This window comes from Enterobacter cloacae complex sp. IR53041 (assembly GCF_049238285.1).
GTDB classification, from domain to species: domain Bacteria; phylum Pseudomonadota; class Gammaproteobacteria; order Enterobacterales; family Enterobacteriaceae; genus Enterobacter; species Enterobacter roggenkampii.
In genome coordinates, this window is the sequence record NZ_JBMKHB010000003.1 from 99,593 (window position 1) to 121,805 (window position 22,213).

The following is a 22,213-nucleotide window of genomic DNA, read 5'->3' on the forward strand; positions in this document are numbered from 1 at the left end:
CCCCCTAACAAGTAAACCTGTCATTTTTCCGCTGCAGGCATGCTGTCGGTAGCGTGAATTATCCAGGGCACGTTAAAAGAGAAACACTATCATGACGGATAAATTGACCTCCCTTCGTCAGTTCACCACTGTCGTAGCTGACACCGGAGATATCGCGGCAATGAAGCTGTACCAGCCGCAGGATGCCACAACTAACCCTTCTCTGATCCTTAACGCCGCACAGATCCCTGAGTATCGCAAACTGATTGACGAGGCTGTGACCTGGGCTAAAGCTCAGAGCAACGACCGCGCGCAGCAGGTTGTGGACGCTACTGATAAACTGGCCGTGAACATCGGTCTGGAGATCCTGAAACTGGTTCCGGGCCGTATCTCTACCGAAGTGGACGCGCGTCTCTCCTACGACACCGAAGCGTCTATCGCGAAAGCAAAACGTCTGATCAAACTGTACAACGATGCGGGCATCAGCAACGATCGTATCCTGATCAAACTGGCTTCTACCTGGCAGGGTATCCGCGCGGCAGAGCAGCTGGAAAAAGAGGGTATCAACTGTAACCTGACCCTGCTGTTCTCCTTCGCACAGGCGCGTGCATGTGCAGAAGCTGGCGTATACCTGATTTCTCCGTTCGTGGGCCGTATTCTGGACTGGTACAAAGCCAACACCAATAAGAAAGAGTACGCACCGGCTGAAGATCCAGGCGTGATTTCTGTGACTGAAATCTACGAATACTACAAACAGCATGGCTATGAGACTGTGGTTATGGGCGCAAGCTTCCGTAACGTCGGTGAAATCATCGAGCTGGCTGGCTGTGACCGCCTGACCATCGCGCCAGCGCTGCTGAAAGAGCTGGCAGAAAGCGAAGGTACTCTGGAGCGTAAACTGTCCTACACCGGTGAAGTGAAAGCACGCCCAGAGCGCATCACTGAATCCGAGTTCCTGTGGCAGCACAACCAGGATCCAATGGCCGTAGACAAACTGGCGGACGGTATCCGTAAGTTTGCTGTTGACCAGGAAAAACTGGAAAAAATGATCGGCGACCTGCTGTAATCATTCCGCGTGACCGGGCTCCCGGTCACGCGACTGCTTTCGTACCCTGTCTGAATTTCCTCTCTGCGTGTATCATTCCCTTTAATCAGTACTCTTTGAATGGAATGGATATGAATACCTTACGCATCGGCTTAGTGTCGATTTCTGACCGCGCCTCCAGCGGTGTTTACCAGGATAAAGGCATCCCCGCTCTGGAAGCGTGGCTGGCCAGTGCACTGACTACCCCGTTTGAGATCCAGACTCGCCTGATTCCCGACGAACAGCCGATTATCGAGCAGACCCTGTGTGAGCTGGTGGATGAGATGAGCTGTCACCTGGTGTTAACCACCGGCGGAACCGGGCCCGCGCGCCGTGATGTGACGCCGGACGCGACGTTGGCGATTGCCGATCGTGAAATGCCGGGCTTCGGCGAACAGATGCGCCAGATCAGTCTACACTTTGTCCCGACAGCCATTCTTTCCCGCCAGGTAGGGGTGATCCGCAAGCAGGCGTTGATTCTGAACCTGCCGGGCCAGCCGAAGTCGATCAAAGAGACGCTGGAAGGGCTAAAAGCGGAAGACGGCAGCGTCATCGTTCACGGCATCTTTGCAAGTGTACCGTATTGTATACAGCTGCTTGATGGCCCGTATGTCGAAACCGATGAGAAAGTGGTAGCAGCTTTTCGTCCTAAAAACGCGCGTCGCGAAACAATCTCCTGAAATTAATCAATATGTGACATAAGCTGAAGCGGCGATAGCGTGGTAACGGTTTTACGGTATAGTAATTTTTTCTTTACGATTGCTGTAAAAATAAATCCACAATACACGCATAATGGTTCGCTATGTCACATAACACCCGACCTCTGAATCGACAGGACTACAAAACCCTCACGCTCGCGGCCTTAGGCGGTGCGCTGGAGTTTTACGATTTCATTATCTTCGTCTTCTTCGCTGCCGTAGTGGGGGAGCTCTTCTTCCCGGCAGATATACCGGAGTGGCTGCGTCAGGTGCAAACCTTCGGCATTTTTGCTGCCGGGTATCTGGCGCGTCCGCTGGGCGGCATTATCATGGCCCACTTTGGCGATCTGGTCGGGCGTAAAAAGATGTTTACCCTCAGCATCCTGCTGATGGCGGTCCCCACGCTGGCCATTGGTCTGCTGCCCACCTATGCCTCGATGGGCATTCTCGCGCCGCTGCTGCTGTTGCTGATGCGCGTGCTTCAGGGCGCGGCGATTGGCGGTGAAGTGCCGGGCGCGTGGGTGTTTGTCGCAGAGCATGTTCCGGCGCGCCGGATTGGTATCGCCTGTGGAACCTTAACCGCGGGGCTGACGGTCGGGATCCTGCTCGGCTCGGTGGTCGCCACCATTGTGAATACCAGCATGACGCAGCAGGCCGTACACGACTGGGGCTGGCGTATTCCGTTCCTGCTGGGTGGGGCGTTTGGCCTGGTGGCGATGTACCTGCGCCGCTGGCTGCAGGAGACACCGATTTTCCTCGAAATGCAGCAGCGTAAAGCGCTGGCGCAGGAGCTGCCGGTGAAGGCGGTTGTGGTACGTCATAAAAAGGCGGTGGTGGTGTCGATGCTGCTCACCTGGCTACTCTCGGCCGGGATTGTGGTGGTGATATTGATGTCTCCGGTGTGGCTGCAAAAGCAGTACGGTTTCGCCCCAGCCGTGACGCTACAGGCAAACAGTATTGCGACAATCATGCTCTGCTTTGGCTGTCTGGCCGCCGGGCTGGCGGCAGATCGTTTCGGGGCCAGCGTTACCTTTATTGTCGGCAGCCTGTTACTGGCCGCTTCAAGCTGGGCGTTTTACCATCTGGCTGGCAGCCATCCTGAACAGTTGTTCCTGCTGTACGGCGTGGTAGGGCTGTGCGTGGGCGTTGTCGGGGCGGTGCCTTACGTCATGGTGCGCGCGTTCCCGCCGGAGGTTCGCTTCACCGGGATCTCATTTTCCTACAACGTGTCGTATGCCATTTTCGGTGGGCTGACGCCGATTGCGGTGACGGTCCTGATGAGCGTCTCTCCCATGGCTCCGGCCTGGTACGTGCTGGCGCTGTCGGTGATGGGGCTGGTATTGGGATTTTGGCTTCGTCAAGCGGGGGGATGTCGTGCCCGCGAGGCGGGCACGACAGAGGGATCAGTGTTTTTCACCAATCGGTAGCACGGTGCGGTCAAACTGCTCGTTCAGCACTTCACCCATTGCCAGGTAGATAGCGCTTGCGCCGCAAACCAGACCAATCCAGCCGGCAACGTGAACGATGCCTTCGTTATCCACCAGGTGACCGATTGCCAGCAGGGCAAACAGCACGGTCAGGCTCAGGAAGACGAACTGCAGCATGCGGTTGCCTTTCAGGGTACCGAAGAACATGAACAGGGTGAAGACGCCCCACAGGCCCAGGTAGACGCCCAGGAAGTGGGCGTTTGCCGCGTCTGCCATGCCCATTTTAGGCAGCAGCAGAATGGCGACCAGGGTCAGCCAGAAAGAACCGTAAGAGGTGAAGGCGGTTAAGCCGAAGGTATTGCCTTTCTTATATTCCAGCAGGCCCGCAAAGATTTGCGCGATACCGCCATAAAAAATGCCCATCGCCAGGATGATGCCATCCATCGGGAACATCCCGATATTGTGCAGGTTCAGCAGAATAGTGGTCATGCCAAAACCCATCAGGCCCAGCGGAGCCGGATTAGCCAACTTAGTGTTGCCCATAAGTCCTCAAAAAAATCATCATTAATATGGTGAAATGGTTAAACCCGCGTCAGTTCTCCCTGACGGGGCGCGGCATCATAATGGGCGCAATCGATGACGTCTATGATCTCATCAGGGTGAAATTAAAATTTTTTTTATGCTTGCCCCTTGATGGATGCCGTCGCGACCCCATCTTGTAGTCAACCGCAGTGTGTGGACCTGAAAAAAATCAAATCTGGGCAGTTGAAAAAGCACGTTCTGCCCTTATTACAGGTACACAACCACATGTTGACTGAATTTTTAGTGGAGACGTTTAGATGGGTAAAATTATTGGTATCGACCTGGGTACTACCAACTCTTGTGTAGCGATTATGGATGGCACTACTGCACGCGTGCTGGAGAACGCCGAGGGCGATCGCACCACGCCTTCTATCATTGCTTATACCCAGGACGGTGAAACTCTGGTTGGTCAGCCGGCTAAACGTCAGGCAGTGACAAACCCGCAAAACACTCTGTTTGCGATTAAACGCCTGATCGGTCGCCGCTTCCAGGACGAAGAAGTTCAGCGTGACGTTTCCATCATGCCTTACAAAATCATCGCGGCAGATAACGGCGATGCATGGCTTGATGTGAAAGGCACCAAAACGGCACCACCGCAGATTTCTGCTGAAGTGCTGAAAAAAATGAAGAAAACCGCGGAAGATTACCTGGGTGAGCCGGTAACTGAAGCTGTTATCACCGTTCCTGCATACTTCAACGATGCTCAGCGTCAGGCAACCAAAGATGCTGGCCGTATCGCAGGTCTGGAAGTAAAACGTATCATCAACGAACCAACCGCGGCTGCTCTGGCTTACGGTCTGGATAAAGAAGTCGGCAACCGTACTATCGCGGTTTACGACCTGGGTGGTGGTACCTTCGATATCTCTATTATCGAAATCGACGAAGTTGACGGCGAAAAGACCTTCGAAGTTCTGGCAACCAACGGTGATACCCACCTGGGTGGTGAAGACTTCGATACCCGTCTGATCAACTACCTCGTTGACGAGTTTAAGAAAGATCAGGGCATTGACCTGCGTAACGATCCGCTGGCTATGCAGCGCCTGAAAGAAGCCGCTGAGAAAGCGAAGATCGAACTGTCTTCCGCTCAGCAGACCGACGTGAACCTGCCGTACATCACTGCAGACGCGACCGGTCCTAAACACATGAACATCAAAGTGACCCGTGCGAAACTGGAAAGCCTGGTAGAAGACCTGGTGAACCGTTCTATCGAGCCGCTGAAAGTTGCTCTGCAGGACGCTGGCCTGTCCGTGTCTGATATCAACGACGTTATCCTCGTTGGTGGCCAGACCCGTATGCCAATGGTGCAGAAGAAAGTGGCTGAGTTCTTTGGTAAAGAGCCACGTAAAGACGTTAACCCGGACGAAGCAGTGGCAATTGGTGCTGCGGTTCAGGGTGGCGTACTGACCGGTGAAGTGAAAGACGTACTGCTGCTGGACGTTACCCCGCTGTCTCTGGGTATCGAAACCATGGGCGGTGTGATGACTGCGCTCATCAACAAAAACACCACCATCCCAACCAAGCACAGCCAGGTGTTCTCTACCGCTGAAGACAACCAGTCTGCGGTAACCATCCATGTGCTGCAGGGTGAGCGTAAGCGTGCGGCGGATAACAAATCTCTGGGTCAGTTCAACCTGGACGGTATTAACCCGGCACCGCGCGGCATGCCACAGATCGAAGTCACCTTCGACATCGATGCTGACGGTATCCTGCACGTGTCTGCGAAAGACAAAAACAGCGGTAAAGAGCAGAAGATCACCATCAAGGCATCTTCTGGTCTGAACGAAGCGGAAATCGAAAAAATGGTTCGCGATGCCGAAGCTAACGCGGAATCCGACCGTAAGTTCGAAGAGCTGGTTCAGACCCGTAACCAGGGTGACCATCTGCTGCACAGCACCCGTAAGCAGGTTGAAGAAGCAGGCGATAAACTGCCAGCGGAAGACAAGACTGCTATCGAAGCTGCACTGAGTGCGCTGGAATCCTCACTGAAAGGTGAAGATAAAGCGGACATCGAAGCGAAGATGCAGGAACTGGCACAGGCTTCTCAGAAGCTAATGGAAATCGCTCAGCAGCAGCACGCTCAACAGCAGGCGGGCGCTGACGCTTCGGCGAACAATGCGAAAGACGACGACGTTGTCGACGCTGAGTTCGAAGAAGTTAAAGATAAAAAATAATCGCCCTGATGCAGGGTAATTAATCGGCACGGGCGTAGGAGAACTCTCCACGCCCGTGCTCGCATGTTAAGGGGCTTAAAAAAACCAATGGCAAAGCAAGACTATTACGAGATTTTAGGCGTTCCGAAAACTGCGGAAGAGCGTGAAATCAAAAAGGCGTATAAGCGCCTGGCCATGAAATTCCACCCGGACCGTAATCAGGGTGACAAAGAGGCTGAAGCCAAATTTAAAGAGATCAAAGAAGCCTATGAAGTCCTGACCGATGCACAAAAACGTGCGGCCTATGACCAGTACGGTCACGCAGCCTTTGAACAGGGCGGCATGGGCGGCGGTGGATTCGGTGGCGGCGGCTTTGGCGGCGGCGCTGACTTCAGCGATATCTTTGGCGATGTGTTTGGCGACATCTTCGGCGGCGGTCGTGGTCGTCAGCGCGCGGCGCGCGGCGCGGATCTGCGCTACAACATGGATCTGACGCTGGAAGAGGCCGTTCGCGGCGTCACCAAAGAGATCCGTATTCCGACGCTGGAAGAGTGTGACGTCTGCCATGGCAGCGGTGCGAAAGCGGGTACGCAGCCGCAGACCTGTCCAACCTGTCACGGTTCCGGCCAGGTGCAGATGCGTCAGGGCTTTTTCGCGGTACAGCAGGCCTGTCCGCACTGTCATGGTCGCGGTACGCTGATTAAAGATCCGTGCACCAAGTGCCACGGCCACGGTCGCGTTGAGAAAACCAAGACCCTGTCCGTTAAGATCCCAGCTGGCGTCGATACGGGCGACCGCATCCGTCTGGCGGGCGAAGGTGAAGCAGGTGAACACGGCGCACCGGCAGGCGATCTGTACGTTCAGGTGCAGGTGAAACAGCACGCGATTTTCGAGCGTGAAGGGAACAACCTGTACTGTGAAGTGCCGATCAACTTCGCGATGGCGGCACTCGGTGGCGAAATCGAAGTACCGACGCTGGATGGTCGCGTCAATCTGAAGATCCCGGGCGAGACCCAGACCGGTAAGCTATTCCGCATGCGCGGTAAAGGCGTTAAATCCGTTCGTGGTGGTGCACAGGGCGATCTGCTGTGCCGCGTCGTCGTGGAAACGCCGGTTGGCCTGAACGACAAGCAGAAACAGCTGCTGAAAGAGTTGCAGGAGAGCTTCGGTGGCCCGACGGGCGAGAAAAACAGCCCGCGCTCCAAAAGCTTCTTCGATGGTGTCAAAAAATTCTTCGATGATTTGACCCGCTAATCGACTAGCTGGTTTTCATCCGCAAAAGCCCGGAAGCGATTCCGGGCTTTTTCTTTTTATCGGTATTGCTCGGTTAAACTGAACCTATACTCAATATTAATCTGTTTTTGCCGAGCTATCTGGCTTGGTATTATGGTTTTATCGAGGTATTGTTGTAAAAGAGAGAACTAAAGTGAAATTACTACACCGTTTCTTTAGCAGTGAGGCATCCGGCGGCGTGATCCTGATTATGGCTGCTGCGGCCGCGATGGTACTGGCCAACGTCGGAATGACCCGCGATCTGTATCATGCTTTTCTGGAAACGCCCGTTGAACTGAAGGTCGGGGCGCTGGAAATCAACAAGAACATGCTGCTGTGGATCAACGATGCGCTGATGGCGGTGTTCTTCCTGCTTGTGGGGCTTGAGGTTAAGCGCGAGCTGGTGCTGGGTTCGCTTGCCAGCCGCCAGCGTGCGGCGTTCCCGGTCATTGCTGCGCTCGGCGGGATGGTGGTGCCGGCGCTGCTCTTTCTGGCGTTCACCTGGCAGGATCCGATCGCACGTCACGGCTGGGCAATCCCGGCTGCGACGGATATCGCTTTTGCGCTCGGGGTGCTGGCCTTGCTGGGAAGCCGCGTGCCGGTAGCCCTGAAAATCTTCCTGATGGCGCTGGCGATTATTGATGACCTTGGCGCCATTGTGATTATCGCGCTGTTCTACACCAGCGATCTGTCGATCCTGTCTCTGAGCGTGGCTGCCGGGGCGATTGCGGTGCTGGCGCTGCTGAACATCTTTAATGTGCGCCGCATCGGTATCTACATCCTCGTGGGGATGGTGCTGTGGACGGCGGTGCTGAAATCAGGCGTGCATGCCACGCTGGCTGGGGTGATCGTCGGCTTCTTCGTGCCGCTGAAGCCGCAGGACGGCAAGTCGCCTGCCAAACAGCTGGAGCATGTGCTGCACCCGTGGGTCGCCTTTATGATCCTGCCGCTGTTTGCGTTTGCCAACGCGGGCGTTTCCCTCGGCGGGGTGACGCTGGACGGGCTAACGTCCGTGCTGCCGCTGGGCATTATTGCCGGGCTGTTTATCGGTAAGCCGCTGGGTATTAGTCTTTTCTGCTGGCTGGCGACGAAACTGAAGCTGGCGTCATTGCCGCACGGCACCACGTTTAAGCAGATTATGGCCGTCGGCGTGCTGTGTGGTATCGGGTTTACGATGTCGATCTTTATCTCGACGCTGGCGTTTGGCGCGCATGCGCCTGAGCTGATCGTCTGGGCGAAACTCGGCATTCTTATCGGGTCATTACTGGCCGCGGTAATCGGTTATACCTTGCTGAAGGTAAAATTGTCCGGACAGGCCGTCCAGGCATAACGGAACACCGGGAGGAGGCGAGCCTTCTCCCGATACACACTCAGGGAGAGAAGACGCGATGTCTCATTTGAATTACAACCATCTTTACTACTTCTGGCACGTCTATAAACAGGGATCGGTGGTCGGGGCAGCAGAGGCGCTCTACCTGACGCCGCAAACTATCACCGGGCAAATTAAGGCGCTGGAAGAGCGTTTGCAGGGCAAGCTGTTCAAGCGTAAGGGGCGCGGGATTGAACCCAGCGAACTGGGTGAACTGGTTTTCCGCTACGCGGACAAGATGTTCACCCTGAGCCAGGAGATGCTGGATATCGTTAACTATCGCAAAGAGTCGAACCTGCTCTTTGATGTTGGCGTGGCGGATGCGCTGTCCAAACGGCTGGTGAGCGGCGTGCTGGACGCGGCGGTGGTTGAAGATGAACAAATTCATCTTCGCTGCTTTGAATCCACTCACGAAATGCTGCTGGAACAGCTAAGCCAGCACAAGCTGGACATGATTATCTCGGACTGCCCGATTGACTCCACGCAGCAGGAAGGCCTGTTCTCGGTGAAGATTGGTGAATGCGGCGTGAGCTTCTGGTGCATTAATCCGCCGCCGGAGAAACCCTTCCCGGCCTGCCTGGAAGAACGTCGCCTGCTGGTGCCGGGAAGGCGTTCCATGCTCGGACGCAAGCTGCTGAACTGGTTTAATTCCCAGGGGCTGAAGGTGGAAATCCTCGGTGAGTTTGACGATGCGGCGCTGATGAAAGCCTTTGGTGAAGCGCATAACGCCATCTTTGTTGCGCCGACGCTCTACGCGCACGATCTCTATTCGGATGACAAGATTACGGAGATAGGCAGAGTGGATAACGTGATGGAGGAGTATCACGCCATATTTGCCGAAAGAATGATTCAGCACCCTGCGGTGCAGCGAATCTGTAACCGTGACTACTCGGCGCTGTTTACGCCACCGGTAATCTGAAGACATAAAAAAACCCGCGTTAAGCGGGTTCTTTTAAAACAAGCAACAACAAGCGGCGATTAAGCCAGTTTGTTGATCTGCGCGGTCAGGTTTGCTTTATGACGCGCTGCTTTGTTTTTGTGGATCAGACCTTTAGCAGCCTGACGATCCACGATTGGTTGCATTTCGTTAAATGCGTTCTGCGCAGCAGCTTTGTCGCCAGCTTCGATAGCTGCGTATACTTTCTTGATGAAGGTACGCATCATAGAGCGACGGCTTGCGTTGTGCTTACGAGCCTTCTCAGACTGTACGGCACGTTTCTTAGCTGATTTGATATTAGCCAAGGTCCAACTCCCAAATATGATCTATGTGGACAATTCAAAGGCCGAGGAATATGCCCTCTATACCTTCTTTTGTCAATGGATTTGTGCAAATAAGCGCCGTTAATGTGGCGACGCTACGTTACGTAGTGATGGCGCAGGATTCTACCAGCTTGTTGTTCGTGAATACAGCTTTTCGGCATAAAAATCGCAGTTCGCGAGCAGATTTTTTCGCTGCGAAAGGTCAGCCTGATGAAATCATTACGGCTTTCTGTTTTGCACGAACAATCGCCGGTTAACCTTAACCGCTGTACAAGGTATACTTTGGCGATTTTCACTGTTTTGAGCCAGACATGAAGCTGATACGCGGCATACATAATCTCAGCAGAGCCCCGCACGGGTGCGTGCTGACCATTGGTAATTTCGACGGCGTGCATCGTGGTCATCAGGCGCTGTTGCAGGGATTGCGTAAAGAAGGGGAGGCTCGCGGCCTGCCCGTTGTAGTGATGATTTTCGAACCGCAGCCGCTGGAGCTGTTCGCGGGCGATAAATCTCCCGCCCGTCTTACACGCCTGCGCGAGAAGTTGCGCTATCTGGCTGAGTCCGGCGTGGACTACGTATTGTGCGTACGTTTCGATCGCCGCTTTGCCGCGCTGACAGCACAAAATTTCGTCAGCGACCTGCTGGTTAAGCGTCTTGGCGTGCAGTTTCTTGCCGTGGGCGATGATTTCCGCTTTGGCGCTGGTCGTCAGGGCGATTTCTTGCTATTACAGAAGGCTGGTCTGGAGTACGGTTTTGACGTCACCAGCGCGATGACCTTCTGTGAAGGCGGCGTGCGCGTCAGCAGCACGGCGGTACGCCGGGCACTGGCCGATGATGAACTGGATACGGCAGAAACCCTGCTGGGGCATCCGTTCACCATCTCTGGCCGCGTGGTCCATGGCGATGCGCTGGGCCGCACGATAGGTTTCCCGACGGCGAATATACCGCTGCGTCGTCAGGTTTCCCCGGTTAAAGGGGTCTATGCGGTGGAAGTGGCAGGACTGGGCGATAAGCCGTTTTACGGCGTCGCCAACATTGGCACGCGTCCGACCGTCGCCGGTGTGCGTCAACAGTTAGAAGTGCACCTGCTGGACGTTGTAATGGACCTGTATGGTCGCCATATAGATGTAATACTGCGTAAAAAAATACGCAACGAGCAGCGATTTGGTTCGCTGGATGAACTCAAAGCGCAAATTGCGCGAGATGAATTAACAGCCCGCGAGTTTTTTGGGCTTTGAACCCGGCTTAACTGCCTACGTGATAAATACGGAACCGAGAATCTGATGAGTGACTATAAATCAACCCTGAATTTGCCGGAAACAGGGTTCCCGATGCGCGGCGATCTCGCCAAGCGCGAACCGGGAATGCTGGCGCGTTGGACCGATGATGACCTGTACGGCATCATTCGTGCAGCCAAAAAAGGCAAAAAAACCTTCATTCTGCATGATGGCCCTCCCTATGCGAATGGCAGCATTCATATTGGTCACTCGGTTAACAAGATTCTGAAAGACATTATCGTGAAGTCCAAAGGACTCGCGGGCTATGACTCGCCTTACGTTCCGGGCTGGGACTGCCACGGTCTGCCAATCGAGCTGAAAGTCGAGCAAGAGTTCGGCAAACCAGGTGAGAAATTCACCGCCGCCGAGTTCCGTGCGAAGTGCCGCGAATACGCAGCCACGCAGGTTGACGGTCAGCGTGCTGACTTCATCCGTCTGGGCGTACTGGGCGACTGGTCGCACCCGTACCTGACCATGGACTTCAAAACGGAAGCCAACATTATCCGTGCGCTGGGCAAAATCATCGGTAACGGCCACCTGCATAAAGGCGCTAAGCCGGTGCACTGGTGCGTGGACTGCCGTTCTGCACTGGCAGAAGCGGAAGTGGAGTATTACGACAAAACCTCTCCGTCTATCGACGTGGCCTTCCACGCGGTGGATCAGGATGCGGTGAAAGCCAAATTTGGCGTCGCCTCGGTAAACGGCCCGATCTCTCTGGTGATCTGGACCACTACCCCGTGGACTCTGCCTGCCAACCGTGCGATCTCCCTGTCCGGTGAGTTCGAATACGCGCTGGTGCAGATTGACGGTCAGGCGGTTATCCTGGCGAAAGATCTGGTTGAAAGCGTGCTGAAGCGCGCGCATATCACTGACTACACCGTGCTGGGCACCGTGAAAGGTGACGCCCTGGAGCTGATGCGCTTCAAACACCCGTTCCTGGACTTCGACGTTCCGGCGATCCTCGGCGACCACGTGACGCTGGAAGCGGGTACCGGTGCGGTACATACCGCCGGTGGCCACGGTCCAGACGACTACAACATCAGCCTGAAGTACGGTCTTGAAATCGCTAACCCGGTTGGCCCGGATGGTTCTTACCTGCCTGGCACCTACCCGGCGCTGGACGGTATCAACGTCTTCAAAGCGAACGACATTATCGTCGACATGCTGCGCACCAGCGGCGCGCTGCTGCACGTTGAAAAAATGCAGCACAGCTATCCGTGCTGCTGGCGTCACAAGACCCCGATCATCTTCCGTGCGACCCCGCAGTGGTTCGTCAGCATGGATCAGAAGGGCCTGCGCGAGCAGTCTCTGAAAGAGATCAAAGGCGTGCAGTGGATCCCGGACTGGGGCCAGGCGCGTATCGAATCCATGGTGGCTAACCGTCCTGACTGGTGTATCTCCCGTCAGCGTACCTGGGGCGTGCCGATGTCGCTGTTCGTGCATAAAGAGACGCATGAGCTGCACCCGAACACCCTGGAACTGATGGAAGAAGTGGCGAAGCGCGTCGAAGTTGACGGCATCCAGGCGTGGTGGGATCTCGACGCCCGCGACATCCTGGGCGCTGATGCGGATAACTACGAGAAAGTGCCGGATACCCTGGACGTGTGGTTCGATTCCGGGTCTACCCACTCCTCCGTGGTTGACGTGCGTCCGGAGTTTGCCGGTCACGCTGCCGATATGTATCTGGAAGGGTCTGACCAACACCGCGGCTGGTTCATGTCATCTCTGATGATCTCTACCGCCATGAAGGGTAAAGCGCCTTACCGTCAGGTACTGACTCACGGCTTCACCGTGGATGGTCAGGGCCGTAAGATGTCCAAATCTATCGGTAACACCGTTTCTCCGCAGGATGTGATGAACAAACTGGGCGCAGACATTCTGCGTCTGTGGGTGGCCTCTACCGACTACACCGGCGAAATGGCGGTGTCTGACGAGATCCTGAAACGCGCTGCCGACAGCTATCGTCGTATCCGTAACACCGCGCGCTTCCTGCTGGCGAACCTGAACGGGTTCGATCCGGCAAAAGACATGGTGAAACCGGAAGAGATGGTCGTTCTGGACCGCTGGGCGGTAGGCTGCGCGAAAGCGGCGCAGGAAGATATCCTGAAGGCCTACGAGTCTTATGACTTCCACGAAGTGGTGCAGCGCCTGATGCGCTTCTGCTCCATCGAGATGGGCTCGTTCTACCTCGACATCATCAAAGACCGCCAGTACACCGCGAAAGCGGACAGCGTAGCGCGTCGTAGCTGCCAGACCGCGCTGTTCCATATCGCAGAAGCGCTGGTACGCTGGATGGCACCGATCATGTCCTTCACCGCGGATGAAATCTGGGGTTATCTGCCGGGCGACCGTGAGAAGTATGTCTTCACCGGCGAGTGGTACGAAGGTCTGTTCGATCTCTCCAGCACCGAAGCGATGAACGATGCCTTCTGGGACGAGCTGCTGAAAGTACGTGGCGAAGTGAACAAGGTTATCGAGCAGGCGCGTGCTGATAAGAAAGTCGGCGGCTCTCTGGAAGCGGCAGTAACCCTGTACGCGGAGCCAGAGCTGGCGGCGAAGCTGACGGCGCTGGGCGATGAATTACGATTTGTCCTGTTGACCTCCGGTGCGAAAGTTGCGGATTATGCCGAGGCTTCTGCTGATGCTCAGCAGAGCGAACTGCTCAAAGGACTGAAAGTCGCGCTGAGCAAAGCCGACGGTGAGAAATGCCCGCGTTGCTGGCATTACACCACCGATGTCGGTCAGGTGGCGGAACACGCAGACATCTGCGGACGCTGTGTAAGCAACGTCGCCGGTGACGGCGAAAAACGTAAGTTTGCCTGATGAGTAAAACTCTCTGTTCAACAGGACTGCGCTGGCTGTGGCTGGTTGTGGTGGTGCTGATTATTGATCTGGGCAGCAAGTTCCTGATCCTCCAGAATTTTACTCTGGGGGAGACGGTGCCGCTGTTCCCGTCGCTTAACCTGCACTACGCGCGCAACTACGGTGCGGCGTTCAGTTTCCTTGCCGACAGCGGTGGCTGGCAGCGCTGGTTCTTCGCGGGTATCGCTCTTGGTATCTGCGTGATCCTGGCGGTGCTGATGTACCGCTCGAAGGCAACGCAAAAGCTGAATAACATCGCCTACGCGCTGATCATTGGCGGTGCGCTGGGCAACCTGTTTGATCGCCTGTGGCACGGCTTTGTGGTCGATATGATCGACTTCTACGTCGGCGACTGGCACTTCGCGACCTTTAACCTCGCTGATAGCGCCATTTGCATCGGTGCGGCGTTAATCGTGCTGGAAGGCTTCTTGCCTAAACCGGCCGCGAAAGAGCAGGCGTAAGCATCAATGCCGGGTGGCGCTACGCTTACCCGGCCTACCGAATATGCCGACACTTGTAGGCCGGGTAAGCGCAGCGCCACCCGGCACACAGGCGAGACAACATTAAAGAGCATTGTGTATGTCTAAATCCGTACAGAGCAACAGCGCGGTTCTCGTTCACTTTACGCTGAAGCTGGATGACGGCTCCACGGCCGAATCCACCCGCAACAACGGCAAACCGGCCCTGTTTCGTCTTGGCGATACCTCCCTGTCTGAAGGTCTTGAGCAGCAGCTTCTCGGTCTGAAAGAGGGTGAGAAAAAAGCCTTTTCGCTGGAGCCGGATGCCGCGTTTGGCGTGCCAAGCCCGGATCTGATCCAGTACTTCTCCCGTCGTGAGTTTATGGACGCGGGTGAACCGGAGATCGGGGCAATTATGCTCTTTACCGCTATGGACGGCAGCGAAATGCCTGGCGTGATCCGCGAAATCAACGGCGACTCGATTACTGTTGACTTCAACCATCCGCTTGCCGGGCGTACCGTTCATTTTGATGTTGAAGTGCTGGAAATCGATCCGGCACTGGAGGCCTGAAATGCAGATCCTGTTGGCTAACCCGCGCGGCTTCTGCGCCGGTGTAGACCGCGCTATCAGCATTGTTGAAAACGCGCTGGAGATTTACGGCGCGCCGATTTATGTACGTCACGAAGTGGTGCATAACCGCTACGTGGTCGACAGCCTGCGCGAACGCGGTGCCATCTTTATCGAGCAGATCAGCGAAGTGCCGGACGGTGCGATCCTGATTTTCTCCGCGCACGGCGTCTCTCAGGCGGTCCGTAACGAAGCCAAAAGCCGCGATCTGACCGTCTTCGATGCCACCTGCCCATTGGTGACCAAGGTGCATATGGAAGTGGCGCGCGCCAGCCGCCGTGGTGAAGAGTCGATCCTGATTGGCCATGCCGGCCACCCGGAAGTCGAGGGCACCATGGGCCAGTACAGCAACCCTGAAGGGGGAATGTACCTGGTGGAGTCGCCGGAAGATGTCTTTACGCTGAACGTGAAAAACGAAGCGCGTCTGTCGTTTATGACCCAGACGACGCTCTCCGTCGACGATACCTCAGACGTGATTGACGCCCTGCGTCAGCGCTTCCCGAAAATCGTCGGGCCGCGCAAGGACGACATCTGCTACGCCACCACCAATCGTCAGGAAGCAGTGCGCGCGCTGGCTGAACAGGCGGACGTGGTGCTGGTGGTCGGCTCTAAGAACTCCTCCAACTCTAACCGTCTGGCTGAACTTGCACAGCGAATGGGGAAGGCGGCGTTCCTGATCGACGATGCCACGGATATTCAGGAAGCGTGGGTTAAAGACGCGGCCTGCGTAGGCGTAACGGCCGGGGCATCCGCGCCCGATATTCTGGTACAGAACGTCATTTCCCGTCTGCAGGAGCTTGGCGGCGGCGAAGCGGTGCCACTGGAAGGACGCGAAGAGAACATTGTGTTCGAAGTGCCGAAAGAGCTGAGAATCGATGCCCGCGAAGTCGAATAGTCCCTTTTCTGATGAAAGGCCAGCACCTCCTGTGCTGGCCTTTTTTTTACCCGTTACTTTATCGTGACGACAAAATCATGTCTTTTACTGATATTTAAGTCGGTTTCACGTTAAATTCTAATTATCGGTGTTTTCAGTTGGCAGTGCTCAGAAAGGCTGGTTAATCTGAAAACGGTTTACATCATTTTAACGTAAGAGAATAACTATGCATGATGCACAGATCCGTGTCGCCATTGCGGGCGCGGGTGGACGTATGGGCCGTCAGCTTATTCAGGCGGCACTTCAGATGGATGGCGTAGCACTTGGCGCGGCGCTGGAGCGTGACGGTTCATCGCTTCTGGGGACCGATGCTGGCGAGCTGGCGGGCGCGGGAAAGACCGGCGTCACCGTACAAAGCAGCCTGGACGCGGTTAAAGATGACTTCGATGTGTTCATCGATTTTACCCGTCCTGAAGGGACGCTCACGCATCTGGCGTTTTGCCGTCAGCACGGCAAGGGGATGGTGATCGGCACCACCGGTTTTGACGATGCGGGCAAGCAGGCTATCCAGGATGCATCCAAAGAGATTGCGATTGTCTTCGCCGCAAACTTTAGCGTGGGGGTTAACGTCATGCTGAAGCTGCTGGAGAAGGCGGCGAAGGTGATGGGCAACTACACCGATATTGAGATTGTCGAAGCTCACCACCGCTATAAGGTTGATGCACCATCAGGCACGGCGCTGGCAATGGGCGAAGCGATTGCTCATGCACTTGATAAAGATTTAAAAGACTGCGCTGTCTATGCCCGCGAAGGCCACACCGGGGAGCGCGTGCCGGGCACCATTGGTTTCGCAACCGTCCGGGCGGGTGACATCGTCGGCGAACATACCGCGATGTTCGCCGATATTGGCGAACGCGTCGAAATTACGCATAAAGCGTCCAGCCGAATGACGTTTGCCAATGGTGCCGTTCGGTCCGCCTTGTGGCTGAAAGAGAAGCAAAGCGGTCTTTTTGATATGAGAGATGTGCTTGATCTCAACAATCTTTAAGCATTATTACCCATCGTGATGTGGTTATTGCAGTCGTAATTCTTTGATTGCATAGGGCAATAATTTATTGCCCTTTTATTTTATCTGTTTCGCGCTCATTTTGTTCCTTTGACCTTGAAAGTATAGCTATTCCCCTTGATTCTCGTTACCGGAATGTAAATTTTGACCATTTGGTCCACTTTTTGATGCTGCGTCGACTCATTTTTCATTAAACCCGGTGCGCAAGCGTTTTCTGCAGTGATTTACCTGATCTTTTTGTCGCTTAAGCTTCACTCACCTCGTCAGATACTCAAAAGACTAAACAAAATATCGGTTTTAAGTTGACTTTTACCTACCAAATCTCCAGAATGCCGCCGTTTGCCAAAAATCCGCTGGCAACACATTTGCATTGATCCATGACATGGTTATGAATTAATATGCAAATAAAGTGAGTGAATATTCTCTGGAGGGTGTTTTGATTAAGTCAGCGCTATTGGTTCTGGAAGACGGAACCCAGTTTATCGGTCGGGCCATAGGGGCAACGGGTTCGGCGGTTGGGGAAGTCGTTTTCAATACTTCAATGACCGGTTATCAAGAAATCCTCACTGATCCTTCCTATTCTCGCCAAATCGTTACTCTTACTTATCCTCATATCGGCAATGTCGGCACCAATGCGGCTGACGAAGAATCCTCTCAGGTACATGCGCAAGGCCTTGTCATTCGTGACCTGCCGCTGATTGCCAGCAACTTCCGCAATACCGAAGACCTCTCTTCTTACCTGAAGCGCCATAACATCGTGGCGATTGCCGATATCGATACCCGTAAGTTAACGCGTCTGCTGCGCGAGAAGGGTGCACAGAACGGCTGCATCATCGCGGGTGATAACCTCGATGCGACGCTGGCGCTGGAAAAAGCGAAAGCCTTCCCGGGCCTGAACGGCATGGACCTGGCGAAAGAAGTAACTACCGCAGAAGCCTACAGCTGGACTCAGGGTAGCTGGACGCTGGAAGGCGACCTGCCGGAAGCGAAAAAAGAGAGCGAGCTGCCGTTCCACGTGGTGGCCTACGATTTTGGCGCCAAGCGCAACATCCTGCGCATGCTGGTTGACCGCGGCTGCCGCCTGACGGTAGTGCCAGCACAAACGTCTGCTGAAGACGTACTGAAGATGAATCCGGACGGTATTTTCCTGTCCAACGGCCCTGGCGACCCGGCGCCGTGCGATTACGCCATCGCCGCCATCAAGTCCTTCCTGGAAACCGACATCCCGGTATTCGGCATCTGCCTCGGCCATCAGCTGCTGGCGCTGGCGAGCGGTGCGAACACCGTCAAGATGAAGTTCGGCCACCACGGTGGTAACCACCCGGTGAAAGATATCGATAACAACACGGTGATGATCACCGCGCAGAACCACGGCTTTGCCGTCGATGAGGCCTCAATGCCGGCTAACCTGCGCGTGACCCATAAGTCGCTGTTCGATGGCACCCTGCAGGGGATTCATCGCACCGATAAGCCAGCGTTCAGCTTCCAGGGCCACCCGGAAGCGAGCCCGGGCCCACACGACGCCGCGCCGCTGTTCGATCACTTCATCGAACTCATCGAGCAATACCGTAAGACCGCTAAATAATCAGGAGCCGAGAAGACAATGCCAAAACGTACAGACATAAAAAGCATCCTGATCCTTGGCGCTGGCCCGATCGTTATCGGCCAGGCCTGCGAATTCGACTACTCCGGCGCGCAGGCGTGTAAAGCCCTGCGTGAAGAGGGTTACCGCGTTATCCTGGTGAACTCTAACCCGGCGACCATCATGACCGACCCGGAAATGGCTGATGCAACCTACATTGAGCCGATTCACTGGGAAGTGGTGCGTAAAATCATCGAAAAAGAGCGCCCGGACGCGGTGCTGCCGACCATGGGCGGCCAGACGGCGCTGAACTGCGCGCTGGAGCTGGAGCGTCAGGGCGTGCTGGCCGAGTTCGGCGTGACCATGATTGGCGCGACCGCCGACGCGATTGATAAAGCCGAAGACCGTCGCCGCTTCGACGTGGCGATGAAGAAAATCGGCCTCGACACCGCGCGCTCCGGTATCGCACACAACATGGAAGAAGCGCTGGCCGTTGCGGCTGACGTGGGCTATCCGTGCATCATCCGTCCATCGTTCACCATGGGCGGCACCGGCGGCGGTATTGCCTACAACCGCGAAGAGTTCGAAGAAATTTGCGAACGCGGTCTGGATCTTTCCCCAACCAAAGAGCTGCTGATTGATGAATCGCTGATTGGCTGGAAAGAGTACGAGATGGAAGTGGTGCGTGATAAAAACGACAACTGCATCATCGTCTGCTCCATCGAAAACTTCGATGCGATGGGTATCCACACCGGCGACTCCATCACCGTTGCGCCAGCCCAGACGCTGACCGACAAAGAGTACCAAATCATGCGTAACGCCTCGATGGCGGTACTGCGTGAAATCGGCGTGGAAACCGGCGGTTCTAACGTGCAGTTCTCCGTGAACCCGAAAACCGGCCGTCTGATTGTTATCGAAATGAACCCGCGCGTGTCCCGTTCCTCCGCGCTGGCCTCTAAAGCGACCGGCTTCCCGATTGCGAAAGTGGCGGCGAAACTGGCGGTGGGTTATACCCTCGACGAGCTGATGAACGACATCACCGGTGGCCGCACCCCTGCGTCCTTCGAGCCGTCCATCGACTACGTTGTGACCAAAATTCCACGCTTCAACTTCGAGAAGTTTGCCGGCGCGAACGACCGTCTGACCACCCAGATGAAATCCGTCGGTGAAGTCATGGCGATTGGCCGCACGCAGCAGGAATCCCTGCAGAAAGCGCTGCGCGGCCTCGAAGTGGGCGCGACCGGCTTTGACCCGAAAGTGAGCCTGGACGACCCTGAAGCGCTGACCAAAATCCGCCGCGAGCTGAAAGACGCGGGTGCGGAGCGCATCTGGTACATCGCCGATGCCTTCCGTGCCGGCCTGTCCGTCGACGGCGTGTTCAACCTGACCAACATCGACCGCTGGTTCCTGGTACAAATTGAAGAGCTGGTGCGTCTGGAAGAGAAAGTGGCCGAGCTGGGCATCAACGGCCTGGATGCAGACTTCCTGCGCATGCTGAAGCGTAAAGGCTTCGCCGACGCGCGTCTGGCTAAGCTGGCGGGCGTGCGCGAAGCGGAGATCCGCAAGCTGCGCGACCAGTATGACCTGCACCCGGTCTACAAGCGCGTGGACACCTGTGCGGCAGAGTTCTCAACCGACACCGCCTACATGTACTCCACCTATGAAGACGAGTGCGAAGCGAATCCGTCAGTTGACCGCGACAAGATTATGGTGCTGGGCGGCGGTCCAAACCGTATCGGCCAGGGCATCGAGTTCGACTACTGCTGCGTACACGCCTCGCTGGCGCTGCGTGAAGACGGTTACGAGACCATCATGGTCAACTGTAACCCGGAAACCGTCTCCACCGACTACGACACCTCTGACCGCCTCTACTTCGAGCCGGTGACGCTGGAAGACGTGCTGGAAATCGTGCGCATCGAGAAGCCAAAAGGCGTTATCGTGCAGTACGGTGGCCAGACTCCGCTGAAGCTGGCGCGCGCGCTGGAAGCGGCAGGCGTACCGGTTATCGGTACCAGCCCGGATGCGATTGACCGCGCGGAAGACCGCGAGCGTTTCCAGCAGGCGGTTGACCGTCTGAAGCTGAAACAGCCGGCGAACGCCACGGTGACGGCCATCGAACAGGCCGTAGAGAAGGCGAAAGAGATTGGCTACCCGCTGGTGGTGCGTCCTTCTTATGTGCTGGGCGGCCGCGCGATGGAAATCGTCTACGACGAAGCCGACCTGCGTCGCTACTTCCAGACGGCGGTGAGCGTCTCCAACGATGCGCCAGTGCTGCTCGACCGCTTCCTTGACGACGCGGTGGAAGTGGACGTTGACGCCATCTGCGACGGCGAAATGGTGCTGATTGGCGGCATCATGGAGCATATCGAGCAGGCGGGCGTACACTCCGGCGACTCCGCCTGTTCTCTGCCAGCGTACACCCTGAGCCAGGAGATTCAGGACGTGATGCGCCAGCAGGTACAGAAGCTGGCCTTCGAGCTGCAGGTTCGCGGCCTGATGAACGTCCAGTTCGCGGTGAAAGATAACGAAGTCTACCTGATTGAAGTCAACCCGCGTGCGGCACGTACCGTACCGTTCGTCTCTAAAGCCACCGGTATTCCGCTGGCGAAAGTGGCGGCGCGCGTGATGGCAGGCCAGACGCTGGCACAGCAGGGCGTGACCAAAGAGATCATTCCACCGTACTACTCGGTGAAAGAAGTGGTGCTGCCGTTCAACAAATTCCCGGGCGTTGACCCGCTGTTAGGGCCAGAAATGCGCTCAACCGGGGAAGTGATGGGCGTGGGCCGTACCTTCGCAGAAGCGTTTGCCAAGGCGCAGCTGGGCAGCAGCTCGACCATGAGAAAATCGGGCCGTGCGCTGCTCTCCGTTCGCGAAGGCGATAAAGAGCGCGTGGTTGACCTTGCGGCCAAGCTGCTGAAGCAGGGCTTTGAGCTGGACGCGACCCACGGTACGGCAATTGTGCTGGGCGAAGCGGGTATCAACCCGCGTCTGGTGAACAAGGTGCATGAAGGTCGTCCGCACATTCAGGATCGTATCAAGAATGGCGAATACACCTACATCATCAACACCACCGCAGGCCGCCAGGCGATTGAAGACTCCAAGCTGATTCGCCGCAGCGCGCTGCAGTACAAAGTGCACTACGACACCACCCTGAACGGCGGTTTCGCAACGGCCATGGCGCTGAATGCGGATGCTACCGAGAAGGTGATTTCGGTTCAGGAAATGCACGCGCAGATTAGCAAGTAAGTAAAAATGCCCGGTGCCGTTCGGTTGCCGGGCATTCACCCCATCTTCAGAACCTTCTGGTTTTTCATCCTCTTTCAGTCAGTTAGCCTAAAATTGTTAGGTCGATAACGAAATTCAACTTAGAGCAGGGGAAAACACCATGCAAAATAAATTACTGATCGCCACCCTTCTTGCCGCCACTGTAACGTTTACCGTCGCGGGCTGTTCCTCTAACCAGGCAGTGAAAACCACCGATGGCAAAACCATTGTCACCGACGGAAAACCACAGGTCGATGACGATACCGGTCTGGTGTCGTATAAAAATGCGGAAACGGGTCAGACCGAGCAGATCAACCGCGATCAGGTGAAATCAATGGGCGAGCTGGATAACTAATAAAAAAAAGCCGTGGCGTTTGCCAC

General features: G+C 55.7%; 18 protein-coding genes and 1 pseudogene. 17 read left to right on the plus strand and 2 right to left on the minus strand.

Annotated elements, in window-relative coordinates:
• Nucleotides 1–91: 91 nt before the first annotated feature.
• The 3 genes from tal to ACOTXF_RS03360 all read left to right on the plus strand — a co-directional run bounded on the left by tal (nucleotide 92) and on the right by ACOTXF_RS03360 (nucleotide 3,188).
• Nucleotides 92–1,045, plus strand: a complete 954-nt coding sequence (gene tal / locus ACOTXF_RS03350) for a transaldolase (RefSeq protein WP_048961795.1) — start codon at nucleotides 92–94, stop codon at nucleotides 1,043–1,045.
• Between the two features lie 110 nt (nucleotides 1,046–1,155).
• The gene (gene mog, locus ACOTXF_RS03355) at nucleotides 1,156–1,743 is read left to right on the plus strand and encodes a molybdopterin adenylyltransferase (RefSeq protein WP_008502044.1); all 588 of its coding nucleotides are present in this window, start codon (nucleotides 1,156–1,158) and stop codon (nucleotides 1,741–1,743) included.
• 122 nt (nucleotides 1,744–1,865) lie between these two features.
• Entirely contained in the window at nucleotides 1,866–3,188 is a 1,323-nt protein-coding gene (locus ACOTXF_RS03360; RefSeq protein ID WP_045406393.1) for an MFS transporter, read from the plus strand.
• Here the strand turns inward: ACOTXF_RS03360 and satP are convergent.
• Nucleotides 3,165–3,731 carry an acetate uptake transporter gene (gene satP / locus ACOTXF_RS03365; protein ID WP_008502042.1) on the minus strand — a complete coding sequence of 189 codons (567 nt, stop codon included), beginning with the start codon at nucleotides 3,729–3,731 and terminating at the stop codon, nucleotides 3,165–3,167. The genes ACOTXF_RS03360 and satP overlap by 24 nt on opposite strands.
• 296 nt (nucleotides 3,732–4,027) lie before the next feature.
• On the opposite strand from satP, the gene dnaK reads away from it, so the two are divergent.
• The 4 genes from dnaK (at nucleotide 4,028) to nhaR (ending at nucleotide 9,480) form a co-directional block, all read left to right on the plus strand.
• Nucleotides 4,028–5,941: a molecular chaperone DnaK gene (dnaK, locus tag ACOTXF_RS03370; protein WP_008502041.1), complete on the plus strand. Its 1,914-nt coding sequence runs from the start codon at nucleotides 4,028–4,030 to the stop codon at nucleotides 5,939–5,941.
• An 87-nt stretch (nucleotides 5,942–6,028) separates the two neighbouring features.
• Complete coding sequence (gene dnaJ / locus ACOTXF_RS03375; protein WP_008502040.1) at nucleotides 6,029–7,174, plus strand: molecular chaperone DnaJ; 1,146 nt, start codon at nucleotides 6,029–6,031, stop codon at nucleotides 7,172–7,174.
• Nucleotides 7,175–7,346: 172 nt separating this feature from the next.
• Nucleotides 7,347–8,522: a Na+/H+ antiporter NhaA gene (nhaA, locus tag ACOTXF_RS03380; protein WP_047746184.1), complete on the plus strand. Its 1,176-nt coding sequence runs from the start codon at nucleotides 7,347–7,349 to the stop codon at nucleotides 8,520–8,522.
• A gap of 58 nt (nucleotides 8,523–8,580) precedes the next feature.
• Nucleotides 8,581–9,480 (plus strand): transcriptional activator NhaR, encoded by a 900-nt coding sequence (gene nhaR / locus ACOTXF_RS03385; protein ID WP_048225603.1) that lies wholly within the window; start codon nucleotides 8,581–8,583, stop codon nucleotides 9,478–9,480.
• A 59-nt stretch (nucleotides 9,481–9,539) separates the two neighbouring features.
• Here nhaR and rpsT read toward each other — a convergent pair whose 3' ends face one another.
• Nucleotides 9,540–9,803, minus strand: a complete 264-nt coding sequence (rpsT, locus tag ACOTXF_RS03390; RefSeq protein ID WP_003856458.1) for a 30S ribosomal protein S20 — start codon at nucleotides 9,801–9,803, stop codon at nucleotides 9,540–9,542.
• A 115-nt stretch (nucleotides 9,804–9,918) separates the two neighbouring features.
• Here rpsT and ACOTXF_RS03395 point away from each other — a divergent pair.
• The 10 genes and pseudogenes from ACOTXF_RS03395 to ACOTXF_RS03440 form a co-directional block, all read left to right on the plus strand.
• Nucleotides 9,919–10,125, plus strand: a pseudogene (locus ACOTXF_RS03395) (DUF2575 domain-containing protein); the annotation flags it as partial.
• Between the two features lie 7 nt (nucleotides 10,126–10,132).
• Entirely contained in the window at nucleotides 10,133–11,059 is a 927-nt protein-coding gene (gene ribF, locus ACOTXF_RS03400; RefSeq protein WP_045907763.1) for a bifunctional riboflavin kinase/FAD synthetase, read from the plus strand.
• A gap of 45 nt (nucleotides 11,060–11,104) precedes the next feature.
• Entirely contained in the window at nucleotides 11,105–13,921 is a 2,817-nt protein-coding gene (gene ileS / locus ACOTXF_RS03405; protein WP_047746182.1) for an isoleucine--tRNA ligase, read from the plus strand.
• Nucleotides 13,921–14,421, plus strand: a complete 501-nt coding sequence (lspA, locus tag ACOTXF_RS03410; protein ID WP_047746180.1) for a signal peptidase II — start codon at nucleotides 13,921–13,923, stop codon at nucleotides 14,419–14,421. The genes ileS and lspA overlap by 1 nt, the downstream gene beginning before the upstream one ends.
• Nucleotides 14,422–14,539: 118 nt before the next feature.
• Entirely contained in the window at nucleotides 14,540–14,989 is a 450-nt protein-coding gene (gene fkpB / locus ACOTXF_RS03415) for an FKBP-type peptidyl-prolyl cis-trans isomerase (RefSeq protein ID WP_003856450.1), read from the plus strand.
• 1 nt (nucleotide 14,990) lies between these two features.
• A complete protein-coding gene (ispH, locus tag ACOTXF_RS03420) occupies nucleotides 14,991–15,941 on the plus strand; it encodes a 4-hydroxy-3-methylbut-2-enyl diphosphate reductase (RefSeq protein WP_045415580.1) in 951 nt (316 codons plus the stop codon).
• Between the two features lie 205 nt (nucleotides 15,942–16,146).
• The gene (dapB, locus tag ACOTXF_RS03425) at nucleotides 16,147–16,968 is read left to right on the plus strand and encodes a 4-hydroxy-tetrahydrodipicolinate reductase (RefSeq protein WP_045415582.1); all 822 of its coding nucleotides are present in this window, start codon (nucleotides 16,147–16,149) and stop codon (nucleotides 16,966–16,968) included.
• 454 nt (nucleotides 16,969–17,422) lie between these two features.
• On the plus strand, nucleotides 17,423–18,571 hold the full coding sequence (carA, locus tag ACOTXF_RS03430) for a glutamine-hydrolyzing carbamoyl-phosphate synthase small subunit (RefSeq protein ID WP_010427050.1): 1,149 nt from the start codon (nucleotides 17,423–17,425) through the stop codon (nucleotides 18,569–18,571).
• An 18-nt stretch (nucleotides 18,572–18,589) separates the two neighbouring features.
• The gene (gene carB, locus ACOTXF_RS03435; protein ID WP_023293310.1) at nucleotides 18,590–21,814 is read left to right on the plus strand and encodes a carbamoyl-phosphate synthase large subunit; all 3,225 of its coding nucleotides are present in this window, start codon (nucleotides 18,590–18,592) and stop codon (nucleotides 21,812–21,814) included.
• Between the two features lie 139 nt (nucleotides 21,815–21,953).
• A complete protein-coding gene (locus ACOTXF_RS03440) occupies nucleotides 21,954–22,187 on the plus strand; it encodes a YgdI/YgdR family lipoprotein (RefSeq protein ID WP_047746177.1) in 234 nt (77 codons plus the stop codon).
• The last annotated feature ends 26 nt before the right edge of the window (nucleotides 22,188–22,213 follow it).